The sequence below is a fragment of the Myxococcus sp. MH1 genome (genome assembly GCF_059738865.1).
Map to the genome: position 1 here is coordinate 2,135,179 of NZ_AP026947.1, position 22,021 is coordinate 2,157,199.

The following is a 22,021-nucleotide window of genomic DNA, read 5'->3' on the forward strand; positions in this document are numbered from 1 at the left end:
AGATGAAGACGCTGACGCTCCATGATTTGAACAAGGTGGATAGCCTGCGCTTCTTGTTTGATGGAGCATTCAATTCAGAGAGTGGTGTCGAACCCGAGTTGACCCCATTCCTCGATGCTCTTGAGAAATATGCTGGCGGCTGGATGCCGACGTTCGTCAAGACGAGTCGGAGGCGAAAATACTCCCGAGATGCTGTTTGGCGCGCGATTGAGGAGCGGCGCGACACCTATGGCTCAAGCGTCGGGCTGTTCCGCTCAGAGGATCCCGCCGTGTCACTGTCGCTGACTCTTGGTTTTACACAGGAGGAGCCCGAACTGCGTGTCAGGCTCAGTGTGCAGCCAATCTCTTCCTTTGCGGAGGAGGGGGCCTGTCAGAGCATTGTAGCAATGGCCAGAGCCTGGGCTTTCCGGTATCCCGCTCAGCATGCAGTGGCGCACAGCTTGGCTGACCGAGAGCTCTCGGGCGCCCCTTCCTTCGGTCGCGACGAGGCGACGTGTAGGCGGGATGGGTTCGACAAGGTTTATGAGCTGTGCTGGCTGAACGTCTTCGGCTCGAAGTTGGTGGAATCAGTAGGCCGTGAGCGGATGCTCTTGACGCCTGCGCACCTCGTGGAGGAACTACCCAATGGCGCTGTCCTCCTGGTGCTGTGGCCAACTCCTGCTGAATTCGCGAGCGACGAGGCGCGTGTGGCCCAGGCCCGAGCCCACGTCCACCTGCGACCAGACCTCGACTTCGATACGGTGCTTCGCACGCTGCGGGAGCGCAGCGCCGCGCTCGTGCCCGTCGAGCCGCGCTTCCACCCTGACGTGGCGCCGTTCCTCTCGCGGCTGCCGGATGAGTTCGCCATCAGTGAGCGGCAACGGAAGATTGCCGAACTCAACGCCTTCCGGCCTCCTGAGTCGGAAGAGTGGTTGCCGGCTGCCCTTCCATCGGACGTGGAGAATCCGGAGCGCGTCCTCGAGTCCTACGGAGACTTGTCCGAAGGTCTCGTGGCAGCGCTGCACACCAAGGTGCCCTCCATTATGGACGAGACGGCCGAGTCCCTCACGGACCTCGACTTCTACTTCTGGCGGGACAACTTCCCCGAGCGGTACGAGCGCGGACTGATCGACAGTCACACGGCTCCGGCACTAGGTGCCTATATGGGAGGCGTGCTGGTGCGGCGGTTGGGTGGGACCTGGGTGCTGCGGCAGAAGCTGGAGGAGTCCCAGGTACGAGTGGGCAAGCGCATCTGGCTGCCCTTCCTCAGAGCCCGCCGGTACATGCAGTCCCGCCAGTCGCTGCTGGACTACTCGCTCACGCAGTTTTTCCTTGAGGTGGAACGGTACCGGCCCTGACCTGGGGCGTATGCTCCTCGCGCACTAGGCAGCGTCGGCTGGCGCGCGGCCTAAGGCGAGGTGCGCCGTGTTGGAGGCACGCCATAGGTGCTAGTCGACCAGCGTGGGCCGAACTGTGCCCACGCCTCCTGGGCATGACGGCAGCCTTCGTCGTGGTGATGGCGGTATCGGCGCATCGCTCGCCTTGACGCACTGCCGAACGTGGCCTTGACGCACCCATGGTGTGGCGCTCGAGTTTAGGTAGGCACAAAGAACAGGACGGGGGCTCTGGTGAGGCTTACTCATTCGCCGCGGTCTTCCTTAGCTCTCTGCTCCTGCTCCCTGAGATCCTCTTCCGCGACTTTGAGGCGCCACTCCCAGAACGGTCGAAGAATCGAGTCGGTCTCAGCGGCCAGGGCCGACTTGGCCTCCTTAACAGCAGAGACAAAGACTTCAGGGACTTCACCTCGCGTGCCGGACCAGCCCTGGAACTCTCCCTCTATCAAGACATGGAATAGCGACCACTGCTCCTTCTGCGTGAGGTGGTGCTGGCTAGCGGCCAGCGCAGCCTTCGCGATTGTTCTCCACGGGGCTGTACCCACTAAATACGCGCCCCCAATGCGCGCCAATTGTCTCACTGCTGTGGCAGTAGAGGCGCCCTGGATTCTTGCGGCAACCGCAGCAGGGATGGCTATTCCTTCTGGATCGATATCACGCAGTAGATCGGGAATGATGTGAGTCATGCCTCCTTCGGCATCTAGCAATGACAGCAGGGTGTCGATGGCTTGGGTTGTCGCACTATCTCCGATATCGGTGGCCGCAATGTGCCGGACGTATTTGCCGAACCTGAAGTTGTAGCTGACGGCGTGGGTGCGAATATTCGTGTCCTGATTGGCCACCATGTCCTTGCGGGCAAAGAGTGCTTCTGGCAGCCACGACACATGCACGCGGCCAGTGCGCCTAAGAATTTCGTCAAGTCGCCATTCGGCGTTGCTTCTAAACGCGTCGAGGTTCGGCGCGGTGAGAAGCTGGTTCAGTAGCCATTCGCCGAGTCCTGGTGGGAGCCTCGCTAGCTCTGATTCGCGTACAGCCCAAAAGAGACCATCAATGAGTCCCAGTAGCACGGGTGCGCGCCCATCAGGCGGCACCGACCGAAGAGCGTCTTCAATCAGCGTTCGGAGAGTCGGCCATGCGTGGTTGATTGTGAGCGCTGTTGCTGTCGCGAACGCAGCGAGCTTGCCGGTGTCGGTGAACAGTTGCCTCTGGGATCTCAGGAGGTCAATCTCCTCGATGGAAAATTGACCGACGTCCCGGGGTGTAGGGGCTGAACCATAGATCTGGAGCAACAGATTCACGCGTTGCTCGTCGCTTCCGCACGATGTTGCTAGATCGATAACAACGCCACATGTTCGCGCAGGCAGGCCGCCCTTTCGAACGCTAGCAATCCAGCTGGTTGCCATCACTGTGCCCAAGACTGTGCGAGGGCTCGTCGAAGATTTTCCAAGGGAGTGCTTAATGAATGTTTGGAGGACCTCCTGCGTATCCGCGTGTGCTCCGAGGTACCAGAATATGCCCGTCAATTGGCTGAGTCCCTGCTCGCTGCCAAGAAAGGCGACTGCGCGCTCAATGAACGCTGCAATATCATCCGGTGTGCGTGAGGTGGCCAGTTCAGCCGCTTTGGAGATGATTCGTGGCTCACGCCGTTCCCATTCCTCAAGACTCAAGAGGGGTTCAAATTCCGCAGCGAGATCATTAGCCACATACAGGGCTTCAAGCTGTACGCTCGCCTGCTTGAGGTCCATGTCGGACTCGAAACTGTGGTGCCAGTTCCAGAGACTACGAGCGGCGGACAGTTCCTCAAGGCTGGCAGCGCGTTGCGCAAGTACATCGTGGGCCCAGACAAGGTTGCTCACGAGGGCGTCATGGTATTGCTGGTCCTTGTGTCGCTGGTCTTTTTGTCTTCCCCTCCTATAGTGTCGGTTGATATCCCCGTGGGCCTCCGCGAGAATACGCCAGAGTTCGACTCTGCTTGCGATCGGCGTGGTGTCGGCTGAGAGCAAGTCTTTGATGTGTGAAAGCAGTGCGTGGCGTGTTGCCCAGCCCGAATGGTCGGGCCCGAGTATGATTGTCTGAGTGAAAATCGAACTCTGGTCGCTCCAAGTTTGTCTCCGCACTAAGGCGATTGCAGGCTGCACGAGCGACTTGAGGAGAGCTTTCTTTCCCAGTGTTGGTGACTGGCGGCCGAGCTCTGTCAGCAGTTCGTCGCCTAGCGACTTTGCCGCCCCGTCGAAATTGCCCCAAAACTGCGGGCTGCCTTCGAGTACGCTCTCGATGATGGTCGCCGCACGCTTGCCGTCATTGGGTAGGCCACGTTCCAACTGTTGAGCTATATCTGCCTCGACTTCAGCGAGGGCACAAAGCTCTCGAAGTATTGCCTCCTGTGCATCTGGTGTTAGTGCGCCCATCGCAGCGCGTAGTAGCGGTCGTGCTAGTGCGAGTAGGACGTCGTTCTGCCCGACGACGGTCTCGCCGAGCACGGTCTCGTACCTGTCATCGGAAACAGTCGACTGACGCATCGCCTTGATGAGTGCTACTGTGGCAGTGGGTTGGAAGAGCGCGACCGCTTCAAGCGCGTCAACCAGCGCACGGCGCTGGCGAGCGCTCATCGCAGGTACGCCCGTTTGAATCGATTCAAAGAAGTGGGCAAGCAACGGGACGTCGTTACCCGAGAGTCGTAGAATGAACTCAGTTCTTGCCAGCGAGACGAGTATCGAGAGGCGGGGATATTTGAGTGTGCCCGCCAACGCTTGATTTCTTACGGCCTCGATGATCGCCTTCGACTCATCGGAAGCGACGACTGGACGTAGTCCGAATTTGACTTCAGCGAACAGCCAGCTCAAAAGAACATGGTCGCGTAGCACGTCCGGCTTTATTTCGACAAAGCGATTGTGGGCTCCTCGTTCAACAAGCGCGCGGCGGGAAACCAGCGCTGCGAGCTTGCGTCGCACTGCGACAGGGCCACCCGCTCCGCTTCCGTCGCCGATGAGTTCAATTGTTGAGTCGTCCTCTCGATTAACTGTTCCGGTGAGTGCCACCCATCGAAGGAGTTCGCGGACCTGTTCCGGCCGTGAGTCATCCTGGCTTCGCTCGACTTCGCTCAGGTAGTCATTAGCAAGGCCCTTTGCCGTCTCAGGCACGCTGGTCAGGTTGCCCCGTTCTTCAAGAAGGTGAACGGCTAGGGTGAGCCAAATTGGATGCCGAGAGAACATCTGACCCAGCTTGCGCGCGGCATCGCGTCGGTCTTCTTCGGGTAACCTCGCGAGTTTGCCCGTGCTGAACATGTCTGCACACATGGCTTCGGCTGCCGCATCCGTAAGGGCGTGAATTGCAAGGTCACGCACTCTTGGCTGCATTCGAGGACTACGGAGGTAGTGGAGTACCGGGTCCTTTGGTGATCGGACGGCGACAATGATTTTCCACTGGGCCATTCGTCCATCAAGTTGTTCTGAAAGTTGCTGTAGCAACGCGGAATCTGGGGGCTCATCAACGAGCAGAAGCGTTGGTCTCTCAACAACCACGGCGCCGAACCATGCACCTGACGCTGCCATGCTGTCGACGTTCGCCCATAGCACTTGCCACTTTCCCTCGCCAGCAACCATCTGGCCCGCTTCGAAGAGCAGGCGCGTCTTCCCCATTCCTCCTGCGCCGTCGAAGACAAGAAACAGCTGGGTCGATGCCAAAAAGTCGTGTACCTCACCGAGTTCAGAGTCGCGGCCGAAGAAGCAGCCAAGCTCGGCGCGGCGAAGGAACGGCTCGCGTTGGAGGAATCTCTCACGCGCCTCTGGCACCGAGATAAGGACACGCGTCTCGTTCTCGAAGAAGGCGCGATGAATCTCGGGGTGCTTAGCGAGAAATGCGTTGAGATTCCGTCTCTCCCAATAGTCCACGGTGAGGTTAAGGGCGGCAAACAATGGAACAACCTCGTCGTCCCATACCTGCTTGTCGGTAGGGTTAAATGGGGCGTTGGTCACAAGCCTCCAGTGCTTTACGCCCTTCCACTGTTCGAACCGAGAGTGCTCTTGCTGTCGGTATGCCTTGATCTTCGCGGCCTCGTTCTTCGCGTCGGTGATGGCTTTCGCCGGTGACTCGTCCACATGATGCTTCGCCTGAAAAACGATCGTGCGGTCACCTGAGCGAGCGTCCTGGCCGCCATCCTTTCCGCGGCGCCCAAAGAGTGCCGCCGTTGAGTCCTCGAAGAAAATTATCGTGGTCGCAAGTGCCTCGAACGTTGCCCCACTGGTAATGGTTCCCCACTTCGGCTCAGTCATTCTCCCCTCCAAGCTTGAACACACGTTCTCGAGGCCAGGTCGATGCACGGTGGCCGCCGTGGGGCACACGCAATGGCCTGCCGAGGCCGAGAGTGCTACTGTACAGCACCGGCTTTTGGCGAGGCCAACATGGTCGTCGGGGTGCACTCTGCACTGGCCTTCGTGCTCTCAGGCCCAGATTTGGCGAGAGGATGTTCTGGCACTCCCAGGCGGGCCATGGGCTGGACCTGCCCACTCATGCGGAGGAGATGGTTGCTTAGCGCGGCGGGCCGGCGGCTCGGAACACTCGGCCGGACTTGACAGGGCAGGGCGCTTGACTCGGCTTGGCGCTCGTGTTCGCCACTTCCTCGAAGCCTCGGTTTTCGAGGGCACGACAGATGGTAGACGCCCGAACCTCCAGGCTATCTCATTCCTTTGGTGATTCCTCCGCTTCGCCGGCAGAGGAACGCAGCGGCCACGTGCGCACCTCGCTCATTTGCCTTGACGCACTGCCCAACGTGCCTTGACGCACTCATGACGCAGCGACCGAACTTTGGGTAGGCACAGGCGTCGAGGCTCTACTGGCCGCCCGGGCCTCACCCCTGGGTGGTATGGACCCGGGGGCTTGGAGTCGCTTTCGAACACGCTGCATGCCTTCTTCCCAGCATCCACTGGAGCCTGCCTGGGGGACGTGCTGGTGCGGCCGTTGGGAGGGGAGTGGGTGCTGCGGCAGAAGATGGAAGAGTCTCAGATGCGGGTGGGCAAGCGCGTCTGGCTGATCTTCCTCCGTGCCCGTCGGTACACGCAGTCCCGCTAGGCACTGCTGGACTACTCGCTCACGCAGTTCTTATAGGAGGTGGAGCGGTACAGCCTCTGAGTGAGGCAGCCGTCCCTCGCAGGTCAGGCAGTATTGACTAGCCCGCGGTCCAAGGCGGAGCGAACTGTATAATGGGGAGTCGCCACAGGCGACCGTAGGGGCTTGATGTGGGCGCACGCGACCTGCGTTCAACTAACCTGGTGTTCCAGCAATCAGGTACGGTACATGATTACCAATCAGTCGGGCCGGTCATAACGGTCGAGGGAGGTCGGATGTCACGAGCGAAAATCCGAGCGGCACTTGTGCGTGCTCGGCAAGGCGAGAAGGAGTTTGCCTTGGCGGATCTGCGGATGATCGAGAATCAGGAGGCGGTTCGCCGTCACCTCCGGTTCGCCATCAACAGGAATGACCCGGCGGCCCTTTCTCTTTGGAAGGGTCTCTTCCCAAATGAAGATGTACTCGAGTCACCTACTTCGGATACGGCTGATGTAGCGCGCTCGTCTCTTGCGGTGAGGTCCCCGGAGCGCTCTACGCTCACCCTCCCGTCTCGCATCGAACTCTCCAATCCGGCGCCGCTCTTGACAATGCTCGGGAGCACCTCGGAATCGACCATTCACTTCAATGGCACGTTCATTACCCAAGTGTGGGCTCTTGTGGGTATTGCTGCCCTTGGGCGAGAGCCATCGAGCAACGCTTGGCAGGTCAATATGGAGGGGTACAGCAATGGGGTTGGATTTGCCCGAGCCCTAGGTCTCCAAGATGCAATACTTGGCTATAGTAATGATGACTGGGGGGAGCCTGGGCGTACGGTGAAGTTGCGGCGAATTCGAGAGATGAAATTGATTGAGCCGGTCGCTAGCCGGATTTCAACGCTCATTGCTCCGACTGACCACGTGGCACAGGCGACGTTGTACTATGTTGTCGTTGAATTGTTGCGCAATGTTCTGCAGCACAGTCGGGACCCCTTGGGCGCTGTGGTTGCGGCTCAGGCGATGACCGAGGCGCAGCAATACTCGCGTCCTGCCGTACAAGTGGCAGTGGCTGATACGGGGATTGGTATTTTGGAACATCTCCGCGGCAAGCACCGCGAACTACGAGATGCAAGCTCTGCGCTTGAAAAAGCGTTGCGTGCCCACATCTCCGGAACTTTTGAGGAAGGACTGACTGGTTCGCTATATAATGCGGGCTTCGGGCTGTTTGCCATCGCAGAGCTTGCTAAGCTCACGGGCGGTCGCCTTCTCCTTGCCTCCAGAGGCGCTGCCTTATCGATCCAGGGGGATCGAAACGATGTCAACAGGCACTCATCTTCGATTATTGGGCCGATAGGCACGGGTTTCCCAGGAACACTAGTGGCCTTCGAGCTACCGCTGGGTGATACCCGCGACTTCAGTGTCTACATGGAAGCGGTGAAACAGCGCGCCAAGCAGCAAACGCCTGCGCGAGCCGTCCATCGCTGGATTGCTTATGAGAATCCCCCTTCGGGAGCTCAACGAATCCTGGTAAATATCGTTCGAGAGAATACAGATTTGGCGGCCGAAATTGGCAAGAAGGTCCGTAATAGTATTCTTGCGGGTGAGCCTATTGTTCTGGATTTTGCCGGGCTTTCCTTTGTTACGCAGAGCTTTCTCCATGCATTGCTGTTTCGGCCGCTTCGCTTGGCTTGGGCAGATGCTATCCCTATTCATGCGATGAATGTTTCGCCGGCGGTCCGTAGTGCTCTCGAGGCCTTGGAGGAGTATGCTCTGGGCGGGTAGCGGGTGAAGTTGCCCCGGTCTCGAGGCTCTTCCTCCGCCCCAGGATTTCTTGAGACACCTCTCTGGGGATAGCCTCCCCTCGTGAGGTGGATGTGAAGAAGCAGCAGAAGCAGGACAGAACGGCGGAGCGTGGTCGGTTCTCGGCGAAGCGGAAGAAGGAGGCCGTCCTCCGTCTGCTCAAGGGCGAGGAGCTCGACGCGCTCTCGCGGGAGCTGGGCGTCACCGCGGCAGTGCTCAGCGGATGGCGAGAGAAGTTCCTGGCGGGAGCCGAGGCGAACCTCAAGAGCCGGGAGCCCGAGCCAGCCGACGACGAGGTGCTGCGGCTCAAGGCCATGGTGGGCGAGCTGATGATGAAGAACGAACTGCTCACCGAGAAGGCTCGGCTGCTGGAAGGCAACGTGCCGGGTTCTCCCTGGAGGAAGTCGAGAGGATGAGCGCCCAGCTCTCGCCTTCCAGCGGCAAGTCGTACGGGCTGGCGCTCGTGACGGCCACCTGGCGCGTGCCTCGCGCCACGGTGTACCGGCACCGGGCCCGTCGTCAGGCACCAGGTCTTGGCTGTACAAGGAGTCGCGGGCCACTCCGGTCCGGCGGTCCGAGACGGCAGGCAGACCGCGAGACGCGTTTCTTCCCGTGGAGGTCGTCGCGTCTCCCGCGCCGCGAGTCCGAGACGGACTGCTGCTCGAGGTGGCGCTGCCGCGCGGGCTCCTCCTGCGCTTCCCGGAGGGCACGCAGGCCGAGTACCTCGCGCACCTGGTGGCGGTGCTCGGCTGATGCTGCTGTTGCCCCGGGCGGTGCGAATCCTGCTGGCAAGAGAGTCCGCCGACATGAGGAACAGCATCGATGGGCTGGCGGCGATAGTGCGCGCCGAGTGGAAGGAGAGCCTCTACGCCGGTCACCTCTTCGTCTTCGTCTCGCGGCGCGGGGACAAGGTGAAGATTCTCTCCTGGGACGCGGGCGGCTTCGTCCTCACCTACAAGCGCCTGGAGCAGGCCCGCTTCCGCCTGCCTGCTTTCGCCGAGGACGCCCTGGGCGCGCAGTTGGATGCCACCCAACTGTCCATGCTGCTCGACGGAATCGACGTCACGCACGTCCGGAGGCCAGGCAAGTGGGCACCTCCCCCCGGCGCCGAGGCGACAACTTCCCTGACACAGGGGGGGAGGTACAGCACGGCCAGGGGCCAGACCATGCCCTGGTATGTGCGCTCTTGTGCCGCAGGCATGTGCTGGGCCGGGAGGAGGGCACGAACCGCCCGGACGAGAGAGCCTACGCCGGGTGGCAGGCGCCCGCAGGCTCCATCTGGATACACTCTCGAGCTGCCGGATGCTGGCGGTTGGGTGGATGCACTTTCGCCTGAGTAAGAACTGAAGGTATAGACTCAGCACCGATGGTCCAGGTGCGGGCCATTAGAACCCGCTATCAAGCTCTGGATACCCACGAGGCCCGCGCCACTCGCTGGGGCTAATGTCGCCCGCACAAGGAGGTCCGAATGCCGTGCCTAATTTGCGGAGTCGCCAAGACCGTCCACGCCCACCTCATTCCCAAGACCTTCGCGCGTGAGGTCCAGGTGGGGAAGGCGCATGCCGTTGTTCGCGACTCCGGCGAGTACGAGGACACCCAGTCTGGCATCTGGGATAGGGACATCCTATGCCGTGACTGCGACAACAGGATCGGAAGATGGGAAGGAGGTGCAAAGCAATCTCTCGATGCTCTCCGGGCCGACGCCGTTGGGAAGCCCTGGGGCCTACATTGGCTTGCTGGCGTCGTAGGTGACGACCTCATCCGCTTTCTTGCCGCTCTCCTATGGAAGTATTCATCAACTAGGCCCGCCCTGGGACGCATCGAGTTGGGCCCGTATAGGGCGATACTGGAGGACATCTCCTTCCGTGGCGCGCTGGTTCCCTCAAGCGTGAACGCAGTTGGATTCCGGCTGCTGCGAGAGCAGGGCGATGATGGGGTCTTTGCTTACCGAACACCGAGGCTCGACAGGAAGGGCGGGGTCAATATGGTGCGTTTGATGATCGGCGGTGTTCTTTTCTTCGTGAGGCTGGATCAGAGAACTCCGATTGACGCAGTACTCCGGGAAGGGGAAATAGCTGGACGGACCGACCTTCCGTACTGGCTGGCTCCCGCCTCCATGTTCGAGGAATTCACGCAGGGACGCGAACTCGTGAATCGAGGAGAGCTCTCTCTCTTTCTAGATCGTCAAGAAGGGCACAAGCCTCCGAAGTAGAGCGCAGACTTTGGCGCACCTCGCGCTGCGCGCCTAGCGCGTGCATCCCCAGAGTGGAGACTCCTCAAGGACCGCGAAGCGCTGTCCTGGGAGTGAGATGCCGGAGTTGTCGCTGACCCTGTTGGAAGGGGTAGTTCGAGGGTCGGCGGTGCTGGGGAGGTTGGGGCCGTTGGGAACGCAGGGCAGGAGGGCGCAGGCTGGCCCGCCGAAAGGGGCCGTTTCCGCCGCACGCTCCCTCGGAAGCCTGCAAAGCATGTAAGGGACGAAACCGGAAAGCGGAGAGAGCGGCCGTCCTGGACACCCTAGAGCGGAGAAGTGAGACTCTCAGGGAATTGTGTTAACCGGCGCCCCAAGGGTTAACAGCACCTGTTAACCGCTCTCAGTTGTTCTCTCCCCAAATTGGACGAAAGAAAGCCCAATCCGCAGATGAATGGATGGGCAATCGCGTTCTGCGTCGAAGCGCGTAGAGAGTGACCTCTGAATCGTCGTGGGGTGAAGACCCTTGTGATTCAGGGGCTTAAGCGCGAGTGTCGAGCGCATTCAATCGCGCGACTCGTGTTAACCGAAAAGGCACTGCCGGTTTGCAGGCCCTTTCAATCAGCTTCCCAGGAGGGACTCGAACCCTCAGCCTTGCGGTTAACAGCCGCCTGCTCCGCCATTGAGCTACCGGGAAATGTGCTGCGTTTGTTCTACGAGTACCTCCGGAGGGATTCGAACCCTCGCCGTCCGCTTAAGAGGCGGATGCTCTTCCAATGAGCTACGGAGGCAGATTGCTCGCCGCCCCGGATGCGCGCGGGCGGCATTCATTCACCACGACGATTCAGTTGTCAGAGACCTTGATGCTGCCGGGGACACGAGCCAGGAGTTCTGGCGCACGAACGCGCGCCAGGTCCTCGGTGATGCCCCGCGATGCGGTGTTGCTGTGCGTGGCGGGCCACGCGGGGCGGCATGGGGACGCTGGAGCCCTGAAAGCCGAGAGGCCGGGTCCCCTGGATGGGAGCCCGGCCTCTGCGTGGCTTGGCGCTTCGATGACGAAGCGCGAGCGTCAGCAGGGGACGGGCGGCTGGCCGTGGAGAAGGCCGAAACCCACGTTGGCGGTCGAGCCGAAGCTCGCGAGGGAGTTGGAGGCGGCGTTGAACTGGGACCAGAGGTTGTCGAGATTGCTGTGCTTCATCGGGTTCGTCCGCATCGTCAACGTCGTCATGGTCGCCGCTCCTTTCTGGGAGACTCTACGGCGAGTGATTTTCGTTCCTGACAAGGCCCGATGATTCGAGCTTCACGGCCGTGGCTCACGTGCCAGTGGCGGGGGCAAGTCCCGAACCTGGTGGCGTTGGTGCATTGGGCGTTGTCGTCGGGTCGCACTCGACGCAGAGGAGGGATGCCGCCAGGGCACTGTGAGCATCGTCGGTGCCGTCCACGCAGGGAGGGATGTCGCTGGGTGGGGGTAGCCCAGTTCCGCAGCAGCGATGGCCGAGTCCCATGTGGATGGGTCTGCCCTGCGCGCCAGAGAGTGTCGGCTGGCGCGCAGGTTTCGGTGAGGCAGGTTGGGGCGGCTAACCAGCTTCAGGGATGTCCGGCAACGCACGAGCCTGTGTGAAGAAAGAAGGCAGCGAAAGGGTCGTGGCAGTGGCCCCCTCCTCGATTCTCGGTCCGCGCCCATTGACGCAACAATGTGACTGCGCCCCTCCTTCGTTGCGCACGTGCGGTGAGGATCCGAGGTGTCGAGGTCGCCGCCGCTGGCCCACGAGCGCTCTTCTCGGAGGGGTTGACAGGGGGCCCCCTGCCCAGCAATATGCCTTGCATAACAAGGTATGCGGCATGGCAAGGTGCGGAAGTGGCAGACCAAGATCCGCAGGAGAAGTGGCAGGTACAGCTGCGCAAGGGGGCGCTGGAACTGGTGATTCTGGCGGCGTTACGAGGGCGGTCCGTGTACGGCCTGGCGTTGCTGCGCCATCTGCAGCGCTTTCCCACGACGGCCATCACGGAAGGCACGCTGTATCCGCTGATGGATCGACTCAAGCGTGAGGAACTGGTGAGCGCCGATTGGTTGCAGGAAGGCGATAGCCGGCCTCGCAAGTACTACCAGCTCACCGTGAAGGGCGAGCAGAAGCTCACCGCGCTCGTGCAGGCATGGCGGCAGTCCGTCGCTGATATCGACGCCCTGCTGACCGTATCGGCCAGCACCGAACTCTCCGACAAAGGAAGCTGACATGGACTCGCGTCAACCCATCCATGCGTACATGCACGCGCTCCGCTCGCGGCTTGGCAAGTTGGACCCGGCCGAGGCCGAAGAGGTCATCCGCGAAATCGAAAGCCATCTCCACGAGGTGGTGGAGCAAGCCGAATCCCGAGGTGAAACACCTGACGTCGCCGCGTTGCTGGAAGGCTTCGGCGCTCCGGATGTGCTGGCCGAGCAGTATGTGGCGCACATCCAGACGGGTGCGCCCCCTCCATCCGGCTTTCGCGTCATCCAGCGGGTCAGACAGACTGTCACGCACGGTTTGTATTACTCGATGGGCGCATTCGGGTTCTCGGTCGCCGCGGCGCTCCTGCTTCTGGCGCTGGCGAAGGTATTCGAGCCTTCGTCTGTTGGCGTGTGGTCGACCCGGAGCGGCGAATCCGTCACGGTGGGCTGGTCGGGCTCGCCGTCTCCGGAGGCCACGGAGCTGTTGGGGTTGGGGTTGATACCCCTTGCCCTGCTGGCTTCGGCATGGTGCGCGGAGCTGACCCGTCGGGTGCTGCGCGTCTTGCGACGTGGGCTGGTCTGAGCAACCCCGAGCCCCCCTCCCCATCGGAAACATTGTGTTGCGGCCCGCGCGGCTGCGGGCCTTCTTTTGTCTCAAGAGAAGGAGCATCTGCCGTGAGAATCGTCTGGACCTTCGTCTGGCATTTCCTCTCCGTGCTCTCGATTCTGGTGGTGGTCGCCGCCGGCATCGGACTCCACGAGGGGGTCGACATCTACTATGGAGAAACCACGGAAGCCTTCAAGGCGGGCGACGAAGGGCCGCATGTGTTCCAGCAGGGAGGCCAATGGGTATCACAGACCCTGCGGGGTAACCGTGAGGAGGGGTTCTGGGTCGAAGAGAAACGCCACGCGCTGACGGACACGTTCCAACTCGAGGTGTCCTTCCCGTTGGACCGGAGCCGGTTCAGCGTCCAGGCCACCCCGGAGTTCGCCACCCCGCCATCCCGCTATCAAGATAGTGGACCGGTGTTGGCCCTCTCCGACATCGAGGGCAACTACAAGGCGCTGCGCGACTTCCTGGTCCACGCGCGGGTGATGGATGCCCAGCTCAACTGGACGTTCGGGGAAGGACATCTGGTGCTGCTCGGTGACTTCGTCGACCGCGGCCCATCGGTCACGCAGGTGCTGTGGTTGATCTACAAGCTGGAGCACAGCGCCCGACAAGCGGGCGGACGCGTGCACTACATCCTGGGCAATCACGAAATCAAAAGCCTGCAAGGCGACCTTCATTCGTCGCATCAGAAGTACTTCAATGTCGCCACAATCCTCGGTCGACAGCAGTCGGAGCTCTTCGGGGACGATTCCTTCCTGGGGCGCTGGCTGATGAGCAAGAACACCATCGAGGTGATCAACGGCGTCCTGTTCGTGCATGGCGGGTTGCATCCAGCGCTCGCCGAGCGCGACCATTCCCTCGACGACCTCAACCGGATCGTGCGCGAGCACTATCGCCAGAGGTGGTACCCTCGTCGCGGAGCTGGCGAGGAGGAACTGCTGCTAGACACCAAGACAGGGCCGTCATGGTATCGCGGCTACTTCAAGGAAGACCTGACGCAGGAGCAGGTGGAGCAGACCCTGTCCCGGTTCGATGCGAAGGCGGTCGTCGTCGGTCACACGCTGAACTGGCGCGTCACGACGTTGTTCGACAAGAAGGTGTTCGCCATCGACGTCAAACACCCGTTGGACCACCGCGAAAGCCTTCCACCAAGACACTCGGAGGGCCTGCTGCTGGAGGGCGACGCCGCGTGGCGTGTGTTGGAGGACGGCAGCCGTGTGGAGCTGTAGGGGCTCGCGATGTGCCCCAGGCACGGGAAATGTCATATGTCCGCCACTAGGGGCAGGAAATCACAGCGACGCTGGGCCATTGCGATACAGCCGTCACTGGGTTTGCGTCAGTTTCGTTGAGTCCGTTCAACAACCGAAGCCTCCATATCCCCCGCATCGCGACGCCCCTTCGGAAGCCTGCAAAGCATGTAAGAAACCAGATTGCTCCCGGTTCGTTTCCACGTCCGAAAGGGAGCAGCCGGATGCGCTGGTGTCGATGGGACAGCCCGTCGAATCATCGGCAGCAGCACACGGAAATCTCACGAGATTTCAGGTCCCGATTTCCGGTGTAGCGCGAGTAGCCGGTCTCCTACTCCGAACCGAAGACCTGCGAGAGATAGTGCTTCGAGAACGCCGTCCAGTCAGGACTGTCGAAGAGTGCTGCCTCGACCCAGTGGTGTATGAAACGCATGGCAAAGCCGCGCTGCAGATAGTCCTCGACGCCCACGGGTAGCGGCCGGAGCTCTCCGGCTCCGTCGAGTGGCACGAAATGCAGCCGGTCGAGGACCCGGCCCGATTCCATTTCGAGGCAGACCGCGAACTCGCCCTCGCAGTAATCGAAGGGCGCGAGGCGGTCGAGCAGCTCACGCGCCTCCGGAAAGGCTCCGTACGGGTCGAGTAGTTCCGCTCCACGTCGGCCGTCGATGCCGTCGACACATGTGGAAACAGGGAGGACGTTCGCCTCTCCCCCAACGATGTCGATCTCGCGGTCGAGGTGCTCGATTGCGGCGCCTTGTTGCAAGCGCCATCGGAGCTGAATTTCGCCACCGAGGAAGCCGCGAGGGGCGCGATGCAAGCATGGTATCGGTCCGAGACCGGATTATCGCTCATCGATGGATGATACGTTAGGAGATGTGTTCGTCGAGCCGTGCCACCCACGCTGGAGCTGGAGCTCGTCTACGCCACCTGCTTCAAGACGCGTGAGGAAGTGAAGCGAGCGTTGTTCGAGTCCATGGAGGTGTTCTACAACCGGAGGCGTCGCCACTCATCCCTGGGCTACATCAGCCCGGTCGAGTTCGAGCGGGTGGCCGCAACGAGCAGGCTGGCAGCTTGACCCACCTGTCTACGGAGTCGGGCCACGCCCCAATGACGCCGCGGCCGAATTGGGAGGCAAATCCAAAGCGGGCTGAGCGGCCGATTGGCGAGGGGCATGCATTAGGTTGATGCCCGCCGGTAACTCCCCTCCAAATGTGCCTGTTCGATGAGGCGTACGGCGCGCGCGGCCCCGTCCTCTGCTCGGATGCGTTCACCCACCGCTGCGGCCTGCGCCCGTACCGTCGGAGACAGTGCTGTGCGGATGGCATTCGCGAGCCGTTCGGCCGTGAGCGACTTCTGCGGTACCGGCTGTGGCCCGACCCCCGCGCGGAGAACCACGTGCCCCCAGAAGGGCTGGTCGCCAAGAAAGGGGCAGATGACAGTGGGCTTGCCCGCGCGCAGTCCCGCCATCGTGGAGCCGGCCCCGCCGTGATGGACCACCGCGCTCATTCGAGGAAACAGCCAGTCATGCGGTGCGGACTCCAGCATGAAGACATTGGACGGGAGCTCGCGCGCTTTCATGCCTCCCCAGCCTGTGGCCAGCACCGCGCGCTCGCCGGTCAACGCGATGGCCTTCAGGACGGTGGCGGCACGAGAATCTGCATGCGCCGCGCCCATGCTGCCGAAGCCCACGTAGACGGGCGGAGGCCCCTCCTCGAGGAACGCGTGCAACTCGGCGGGCGGAGTCCATTGGTCAGCCTCGTCGAGGAACCAGCAGCCCGTCACCTGGGCCTGGGGAGGCCAGTCGGAGGGACGTGGTAGCAGCTGCTCGCTGTATGCGTACAGCGCCGGCACCGCGGAGCCATCGGCCTTCTTCATCGGGTCCGCGAAGCGAGAGAGCGGCGGGAGGCCCAGTGTCTTCACCCGGAAGTCGTTGGTTGCTCCGGCCCAAACCGCGTTGGCCAGCGTCAGGACTCGATAGCTGAGCGCGTTGAGCCAACCGCCGAGTCGGAAACTCGGGACTATCGGCACCGGGAACTCGCGTGTCGGAGTCAGCGGCAGCGGCATCGCCAGCAACTCGACGGCCCCGAGCTTCTCCGCGATGTGATGACTGCCGAGCGCCTTGGAGTGGTACACGAGCACGTCCGGCTCCAGCTCCCGCGCCGCCTTCCACTCGTCCTCCAGGCCCGCCCGGATGATGGCGCCGAACCCCTTGAACAGCCGCCGCTGCTCGGCACGTGTCGGGGCGCGTAGAACCGCCTCCGTCAGCTCCAGCACCGCATTGTCCATGTGCGCGTAGGGAATGCCGTGGCGCTCCGCCATGCCTCGGAAGCCGGTGGGCGTGCAGAGTGCCACGACGTGTCCATGCGCCTTCAGTGCCTTGGCGAGCGCGACGAAGGGCTGGACATCACCTCGGGTTCCGTAGGTGGAGATGAGCACGCGCATGAGAACCCCATTCAGGAGCTTGTCCGCGGCAACAACCGCGGGCGGGTGGCGGCCCGACCACCGAGGAACCTGTGCGTGCCAGGAGCGCGCGACGCACACCCTTCGAGATGTGTGGCCAGTGTCTCAGAACAGGGGGCTCCAAGCCACGGAAACCATGTGGCCCTGCCAGGCCTCTTGCCTACGTGCTGGTGAGCCCCACCCAGAGCTGCCAGCCCATGAATGCCAGGTAGAGCGCGACGAGCAGCAGTCCTTCTGGGCGCGTGATGGTCCAGTCGAAGGTGATGGAGAGTGGGAAGAGCACCAGGGTAAACCCGAGAACGGCCATCAGGATGAGGGGGCCACCCCCGGGCAAGGGGACCGTGGCAATGATGGACGTCGTGCCCAGGATGAAGAGCAGGTTGAAGATGTTGGAGCCGACCACGTTCCCCATGGCCATGTCGGACTGCCCCCTCCGCACCGCCATCAGGCTGGTGATGAGCTCCGGCAAGGTGGTGGCTATCGAGACCACGGTGAGCCCGATGAGCTGCTCGGACAAACCCAGTGCCTGCGCCGCCCCGGTGGCGCCCACCTCACCGAGCTTCCCTCCGAGCCCGAGCAGCGCAAGCCCTCCAAGCACCATGCCCACTGCGAGCCGCCAGGACAGCAGGGGTTCGCGTCGCACGACCTCGGTGGCGTCGCTCGCAAGAGCGGCGCCCACCTTCGAGGGCTGCTTCGCCGCGCGGAGGAGCATCACCAGGAAGCCGAGGAAGCAACCCACCAGGAGCACCCCGTCGAGCCGCGACAGGCCGAGCTGTCGCCTGGCATCGAGGTGGTTGGGAAGCCAGGAGAGCGTCAGGAGGAGCACCACGGTGCCCAGCAGCACGGGCAGCTCCCGCCGGAGCAGCGAGGATTGGACCTTCACGGGGCGGACCACCGCTGCCAGGCCGAGCACGAGGCCGATGTTGGTGAGCGACGAGCCCGTCATGTTGCCGAACGTCAGGGCTGTCGAGCCGCCGAGCGCGGCCGCGACGTTGAGCGCGAGCTCCGGGGCCGAGGTTCCGAAGGCGACGAGCGTCAGGCCGATGGTGAGGGCAGGGACACCATGTCGCTCGGCCAGGGCGACCGCGCCCTTGACGAGCAGGTCGCCACCCAGCAACAGCAGCACGACGCCTCCAACAAAGAGTCCCAATGAGGTGAGCAGTTCCGAGGACATGGGTTCCCCAGGGGCCGGTGAGCGGGCACGGCAGAGACTTTGGCGAGGGAGGTGGGCGTCACTTCAGCACGGCCACGGCCGCGAGCGCGGAGGGCTCTCCGGCGACGAGCAGCGCGTCGGAAGGAGTGAGCGGCCGGTCTGGGTCCGGTACTGGCAGCATGCGGTCCTGGAGCACGTCGTGCACGGCCACCACATGCACGCGGTAGCGCTGTGGCAGCGCCAACTCGCGCAGGCTTCTTCCATACCAGGCCTCCGGCACCGGCATCTCTTGCAAGCCGAAGTCCTGCCCCAACTGGACGTACTGGAGGAGCCGGCCGCTGGTGATGCGGTTGGCGAGCCCGAGCGCGCTCTCCCGCTCGGGAAAGATGCTCTCCGAGGCCCCCAGCGCGTTGACGATGCGCGCATGGTCGTCCGAGCGGACCTTCACATAGATGTCCTGGATGCCTGTGTCCCGCAGGGCGAGCAACGCGAGGATGCTGGCCGAGAGGTCCTCGCCCGTGGAGACGATGGCCGCGTCCGCGCCGCGCGCGCCCACCTCCTGTAGCACCTGGCGCTGTGTGGCGTCTCCCACCATGGCCTTGGAGACGCGCGAGCCCAGGGCATCCACGACCGCTGGCCGTGGGTCGATGGCGATGACGTCATGTCCCTGCTCGTGCAGGCGCGCGGCGATGACCGAGCCGAAGTTGCCCAGGCCCACCACGATGATGCGCTTCATCCCTGCTCCTTAACCAACGATGAGGTCCTCTTGCGCGGGGCGCACATGTCGCAGGTGTGTCCGGGCACGCAGGCTGAGGGCGGCGAAGAAGGCAAGGGGGCCCAGCCTTCCCACGAACATCAGCCCGATGACTTGAAGCTTGCCCGCGACACTCAGGGAAGGGGACACGTCCATGGTCAGCCCCACCGTGCAGAAGGCGCTGACGACTTCGAAGAAGAGGGGCAGGAAGCTGGCGCGAGCAGTCTGCACCGATTCCTCGCCGTGTCCCTCCGTGAAGCTGAGCGCGAAGACAGCGGCGGTCATCACCCCAAAAGCGATGAGGGCGAGCGATACGGTCCGCTCGATGGTGCCTTCCGGAATGGCGCGACCGTGCAACTCGGCATGCCGGCGGCCCCGGATTCGAGTGAAGGCGAGCGCCGCGAGCACCGCCAGCGTCGTCGTCTTCAGGCCCCCCGCGGTGGAGCCAGGACTGCCCCCCACCACCATCAGCAGGATGGTGAAGAAGCCACTCGCGTTGCTCACCTCGGAGTAGCTCACGCTGTTGAATCCCGCGGTGCGCGCCGTGGCGGACATGAACCAGGCGTTGGCGACCCGGTCCACGTAGCCCATGGACCGCAGCACCCCGTTCCACTCGAAGAGCGTGAAGAGCACGGCGCCACCAACGAGGAGGACACTCGTGACGAGCAGTGCCGCGAAGGTATGGACACTCATGCGCCGCGAGCGTTGGTTCCGACCGCGCCACCAGCGCAGCGCCTCTTCTCCTGAAAGGTAGCCCAATCCCCCGAGAATGATGAGGCTCGAGACGATGAAGAGTGTGAGTGGGGCGCTCGCGAAGCCCACCAGTGAGTCACTGAATGTCGAAAAGCCCGCGTTGCAGAATGCGCTCACTGAGTGGAAGACGGCATGCCACGCCGCCTCCTTCCATCCGAACCGTGGCAGCCATAGCAGCCACAGGAGCAGCGCCCCCAATGCCTCCACCCAGAGGGTGAAGCGCGCGACCCGCAGGGTCAGCGACACGACGTTCTGTCGGTGCGTGTAGTCGATGGGGGCGCCGACAATGACCTCGCTGCGAAGGGACAGCTTCCGGCCGAGCGCGCCAATGACAAGGGTGGCCAGGGTGATGAGTCCCAGCCCACCCAACTGGATGAAGACGAGGAGCCACAGTTGACCCCAACGGGTAAAGGTCGTGGCGGTGTCCACGACGGTGAGTCCCGTCACGCACACCGCGCTGGTCATCGTGAAGAGCGCGTCGAGGAGCCCCAGTCGCGGCCCGGTGTACAAACCCGGCAGCCAGAGCAGTCCGAGCGTCCCGAATGCGATGAGGACCCCGAAGGAGAGGGCCAGCAGCATGGCCGGAGAGATGGAGGACCAGCGCAGCCAGAGCCACTGTATGGGCGAGCGAAGGAGGGGCGTCACTGAGTGGGGGCAACCATCCATCACCCAAGGGCGGCCCACCAGTTTTTCGAGTGTGAATCTGGACGCCCGGCACGCGGGGGCCTCGTGCCCCACTCCTCGCCGGCGCCATGAACCTCTCCGGCTCCGGTGGCAGAGGCCATGATGCGTGGAGCGAGGCCTCGCGATGCGGAATTTGTGCGGGCCTCCCTGCCCGGGCTGGCAGCAGCGCCAGGTGCTGCAGGTCCCCTCGTGTCAGGGACGTTGACGGGTCGTGGGCGGCCACGCGCCCACCGACTCGCTGCCGCCCTGCATCACGGCCCACGACGGAGACGGGGCCCATCTTCGCCCACACGTTGAGCTACCAGGGCCGAGCCGTCCCGCCCGGGCGCCGCGCTCACTCGCCTTGACGCGCTATTGGACTGGCCTTGGCGCGCCCATGACGCAGCGACCGAGTTCTGGGGAGGCACAGGGCCAGTTCCTGCTTCTCGTCCGTCCCTCCTTCGCCAACTCGACGATTCGCGCTCGGAACTCCGGCGGGTATGGAGGCTTCGGTTTCGGCATCGTTGGGTCCTTCTCCCACAGTTGAACGGACTCAACGAGCCCGACGCAAATCCAATCGAGGTCCTCCCTCGAACCACAGAGGCCCTCATCGCAATCACTGCCGCGGCCGGCAAGGTTTGCCCCCGTTCTCGCGGCAAACCTTACCGGTCCTCTCGCGCCCCTCCTCGGAGCATGCACTGGCACTCGGGTTGCTCTACCCGGGCTCACTCCGTGATTCGGACCCGCATGACGCGGTATTCCGGTCCGGAGCCTCCTCGGCCACGCTCGGTACGCTGCCTTCCGCTCTCGCGTGGCTGTCATTGAAAGGAACAGGTCTCGCCGTGCGCAACCTCCTTTTCGCCCTCCCTCTCGCCACCTTCACTGCCGCTTGCGGCGGTGAGCCCCTCGCTGCCGACACTCTCGAGGCGGCCTCGCCCGTCGTCGCCGATGAGGCCGTCGACCAGGTCGAGCAACAGGTCAGCCTCTCCAGCCCCTATACGTGGCGAACAAACCGGGCCGAATCCATCTCCACTTCCATCGGCACCTCCACCAACCGTACCTGCTTCCTCACCGGCCTCGGCGGAAGCCTCCAGCCCGCCTTCCCTGACGACATCAGTTGGGCCTCCGCCGGCACCCACATCTACGGGGGTGAGTGGATCCTCTCCATCAACCAATACGTGAGCACGGCCCTCTCCACCACCGTCCAGTGCGTCAACACCGCCGCCAACCGAACCCCCGAGGTCTTGTGGTCCAAGGGCGAGGCCGCCAAGCTCCTCGGCGCCGTGACGCCCAACCGTCGCTGCTTCCTCACCCGGATTGAAGCCTCCGGCGCATTCGACTCCACCGCCGACTACGTCCGCGTCTGGAATGACAACATCAACTGGTACCTCGGCGGTGACCTCGCCGATGACGGCGGCGCCCGCGCCCTGTGCGTCGACTTCCCTGAAGGCCACGGCAATTGGCTTTGGGTCTCCGGCGCTGACCCCATCAACCGCGACCTCGCCTACAACTCCGGTGGCGTCGCCTGCTTCCTCTCCGAGCTCGGCGGCCGCTTCAACCAGGACAGCTATTACGACGGCGTGAGCGTCAACTACAACGCCGGCACCCGCACGTGGGAGATGGACCTCTCCCCCGTCAAGCGGGGCCGGGCCGGGTGCGTCAAGTAATCCCTCTCCCCCCAAGACCTGGGCTCGTCTGCAGCGGGCCCAGGCTCCTCTCCCAGTCATCCCGCACCGTGCTCACGTCGTCGAAGCCGCACCCCGTCGCCA

General features: G+C 63.0%; 18 protein-coding genes, 2 tRNA genes and 1 pseudogene. 12 read left to right on the forward strand and 9 right to left on the reverse strand.

Features of this window, described 5'->3' with window-relative positions:
- The first annotated feature begins 2 nt into the window (after window positions 1-2).
- Window positions 3-1,337, forward strand: coding sequence for a hypothetical protein (locus AC6JA9_RS08840; protein WP_497960652.1), 1,335 nt, complete (start codon window positions 3-5; stop codon window positions 1,335-1,337).
- A 281-nt stretch (window positions 1,338-1,618) separates the two neighbouring features.
- Here AC6JA9_RS08840 and AC6JA9_RS08845 read toward each other — a convergent pair whose 3' ends face one another.
- The gene (locus AC6JA9_RS08845; protein WP_497959495.1) at window positions 1,619-5,644 is read right to left on the reverse strand and encodes a hypothetical protein; all 4,026 of its coding nucleotides are present in this window, start codon (window positions 5,642-5,644) and stop codon (window positions 1,619-1,621) included.
- A 604-nt stretch (window positions 5,645-6,248) separates the two neighbouring features.
- Between AC6JA9_RS08845 and AC6JA9_RS08850 the strand changes: the two genes are divergently transcribed.
- The 6 genes from AC6JA9_RS08850 (at window position 6,249) to AC6JA9_RS08875 (ending at window position 10,424) form a co-directional block, all read left to right on the forward strand.
- The gene (locus AC6JA9_RS08850; protein ID WP_497960846.1) at window positions 6,249-6,440 is read left to right on the forward strand and encodes a hypothetical protein; all 192 of its coding nucleotides are present in this window, start codon (window positions 6,249-6,251) and stop codon (window positions 6,438-6,440) included.
- A gap of 272 nt (window positions 6,441-6,712) precedes the next feature.
- Window positions 6,713-8,194, forward strand: a complete 1,482-nt coding sequence (locus tag AC6JA9_RS08855; RefSeq protein ID WP_497959496.1) for an STAS-like domain-containing protein — start codon at window positions 6,713-6,715, stop codon at window positions 8,192-8,194.
- 92 nt (window positions 8,195-8,286) lie between these two features.
- On the forward strand, window positions 8,287-8,628 hold the full coding sequence (locus tag AC6JA9_RS08860) for a transposase (protein WP_497959497.1): 342 nt from the start codon (window positions 8,287-8,289) through the stop codon (window positions 8,626-8,628).
- Between the two features lie 196 nt (window positions 8,629-8,824).
- Window positions 8,825-8,965, forward strand: a complete 141-nt coding sequence (locus AC6JA9_RS08865; protein WP_497959498.1) for a hypothetical protein — start codon at window positions 8,825-8,827, stop codon at window positions 8,963-8,965.
- The gene (gene tnpB / locus AC6JA9_RS08870) at window positions 8,965-9,552 is read left to right on the forward strand and encodes an IS66 family insertion sequence element accessory protein TnpB (protein WP_497959500.1); all 588 of its coding nucleotides are present in this window, start codon (window positions 8,965-8,967) and stop codon (window positions 9,550-9,552) included. Before AC6JA9_RS08865 ends, tnpB begins: the two co-directional genes overlap by 1 nt.
- Before the next feature lie 128 nt (window positions 9,553-9,680).
- Window positions 9,681-10,424: a hypothetical protein gene (locus AC6JA9_RS08875; protein WP_497959502.1), complete on the forward strand. Its 744-nt coding sequence runs from the start codon at window positions 9,681-9,683 to the stop codon at window positions 10,422-10,424.
- A 601-nt stretch (window positions 10,425-11,025) separates the two neighbouring features.
- On the opposite strand, the gene AC6JA9_RS08880 is transcribed toward AC6JA9_RS08875, so the two are convergent.
- From AC6JA9_RS08880 to AC6JA9_RS08890, 3 genes are all read right to left on the reverse strand, one after another.
- Window positions 11,026-11,097: transfer RNA gene (locus AC6JA9_RS08880), tRNA-Asn, on the reverse strand.
- A 23-nt stretch (window positions 11,098-11,120) separates the two neighbouring features.
- Window positions 11,121-11,191 (reverse strand) — tRNA-Lys (locus AC6JA9_RS08885).
- Between the two features lie 278 nt (window positions 11,192-11,469).
- A complete protein-coding gene (locus tag AC6JA9_RS08890; protein WP_497959504.1) occupies window positions 11,470-11,628 on the reverse strand; it encodes a hypothetical protein in 159 nt (52 codons plus the stop codon).
- A 630-nt stretch (window positions 11,629-12,258) separates the two neighbouring features.
- Here AC6JA9_RS08890 and AC6JA9_RS08895 point away from each other — a divergent pair.
- The 3 genes from AC6JA9_RS08895 (at window position 12,259) to AC6JA9_RS08905 (ending at window position 14,451) form a co-directional block, all read left to right on the forward strand.
- On the forward strand, window positions 12,259-12,633 hold the full coding sequence (locus AC6JA9_RS08895) for a PadR family transcriptional regulator (protein WP_223747769.1): 375 nt from the start codon (window positions 12,259-12,261) through the stop codon (window positions 12,631-12,633).
- Window position 12,634: 1 nt separating this feature from the next.
- Window positions 12,635-13,192: an HAAS signaling domain-containing protein gene (locus AC6JA9_RS08900; RefSeq protein WP_223747770.1), complete on the forward strand. Its 558-nt coding sequence runs from the start codon at window positions 12,635-12,637 to the stop codon at window positions 13,190-13,192.
- A gap of 92 nt (window positions 13,193-13,284) precedes the next feature.
- Entirely contained in the window at window positions 13,285-14,451 is a 1,167-nt protein-coding gene (locus AC6JA9_RS08905) for a metallophosphoesterase (RefSeq protein ID WP_223747771.1), read from the forward strand.
- A 349-nt stretch (window positions 14,452-14,800) separates the two neighbouring features.
- Here the strand turns inward: AC6JA9_RS08905 and AC6JA9_RS08910 are convergent, their stop codons facing one another.
- Window positions 14,801-15,286 carry a hypothetical protein gene (locus AC6JA9_RS08910; RefSeq protein ID WP_473566477.1) on the reverse strand — a complete coding sequence of 162 codons (486 nt, stop codon included), beginning with the start codon at window positions 15,284-15,286 and terminating at the stop codon, window positions 14,801-14,803.
- A gap of 93 nt (window positions 15,287-15,379) precedes the next feature.
- On the opposite strand from AC6JA9_RS08910, the pseudogene AC6JA9_RS08915 reads away from it, so the two are divergent.
- Window positions 15,380-15,544: pseudogene (locus AC6JA9_RS08915) on the forward strand (IS3 family transposase); the annotation flags it as partial.
- Window positions 15,545-15,645: 101 nt separating this feature from the next.
- Here AC6JA9_RS08915 and AC6JA9_RS08920 read toward each other — a convergent pair.
- The 4 genes from AC6JA9_RS08920 to AC6JA9_RS08935 all read right to left on the reverse strand — a co-directional run bounded on the left by AC6JA9_RS08920 (window position 15,646) and on the right by AC6JA9_RS08935 (window position 20,234).
- A complete protein-coding gene (locus tag AC6JA9_RS08920; protein ID WP_267697615.1) occupies window positions 15,646-16,911 on the reverse strand; it encodes a glycosyltransferase in 1,266 nt (421 codons plus the stop codon).
- Window positions 16,912-17,089: 178 nt separating this feature from the next.
- The gene (locus AC6JA9_RS08925; protein WP_223747774.1) at window positions 17,090-18,103 is read right to left on the reverse strand and encodes a calcium/sodium antiporter; all 1,014 of its coding nucleotides are present in this window, start codon (window positions 18,101-18,103) and stop codon (window positions 17,090-17,092) included.
- 58 nt (window positions 18,104-18,161) lie between these two features.
- Complete coding sequence (locus tag AC6JA9_RS08930) at window positions 18,162-18,818, reverse strand: potassium channel family protein (protein WP_223747775.1); 657 nt, start codon at window positions 18,816-18,818, stop codon at window positions 18,162-18,164.
- A gap of 9 nt (window positions 18,819-18,827) precedes the next feature.
- Window positions 18,828-20,234, reverse strand: a complete 1,407-nt coding sequence (locus AC6JA9_RS08935) for a TrkH family potassium uptake protein (protein WP_473566480.1) — start codon at window positions 20,232-20,234, stop codon at window positions 18,828-18,830.
- Between the two features lie 860 nt (window positions 20,235-21,094).
- Here AC6JA9_RS08935 and AC6JA9_RS08940 point away from each other — a divergent pair.
- Window positions 21,095-21,919: a hypothetical protein gene (locus tag AC6JA9_RS08940; RefSeq protein ID WP_223784468.1), complete on the forward strand. Its 825-nt coding sequence runs from the start codon at window positions 21,095-21,097 to the stop codon at window positions 21,917-21,919.
- Window positions 21,920-22,021: the final 102 nt, after the last annotated feature.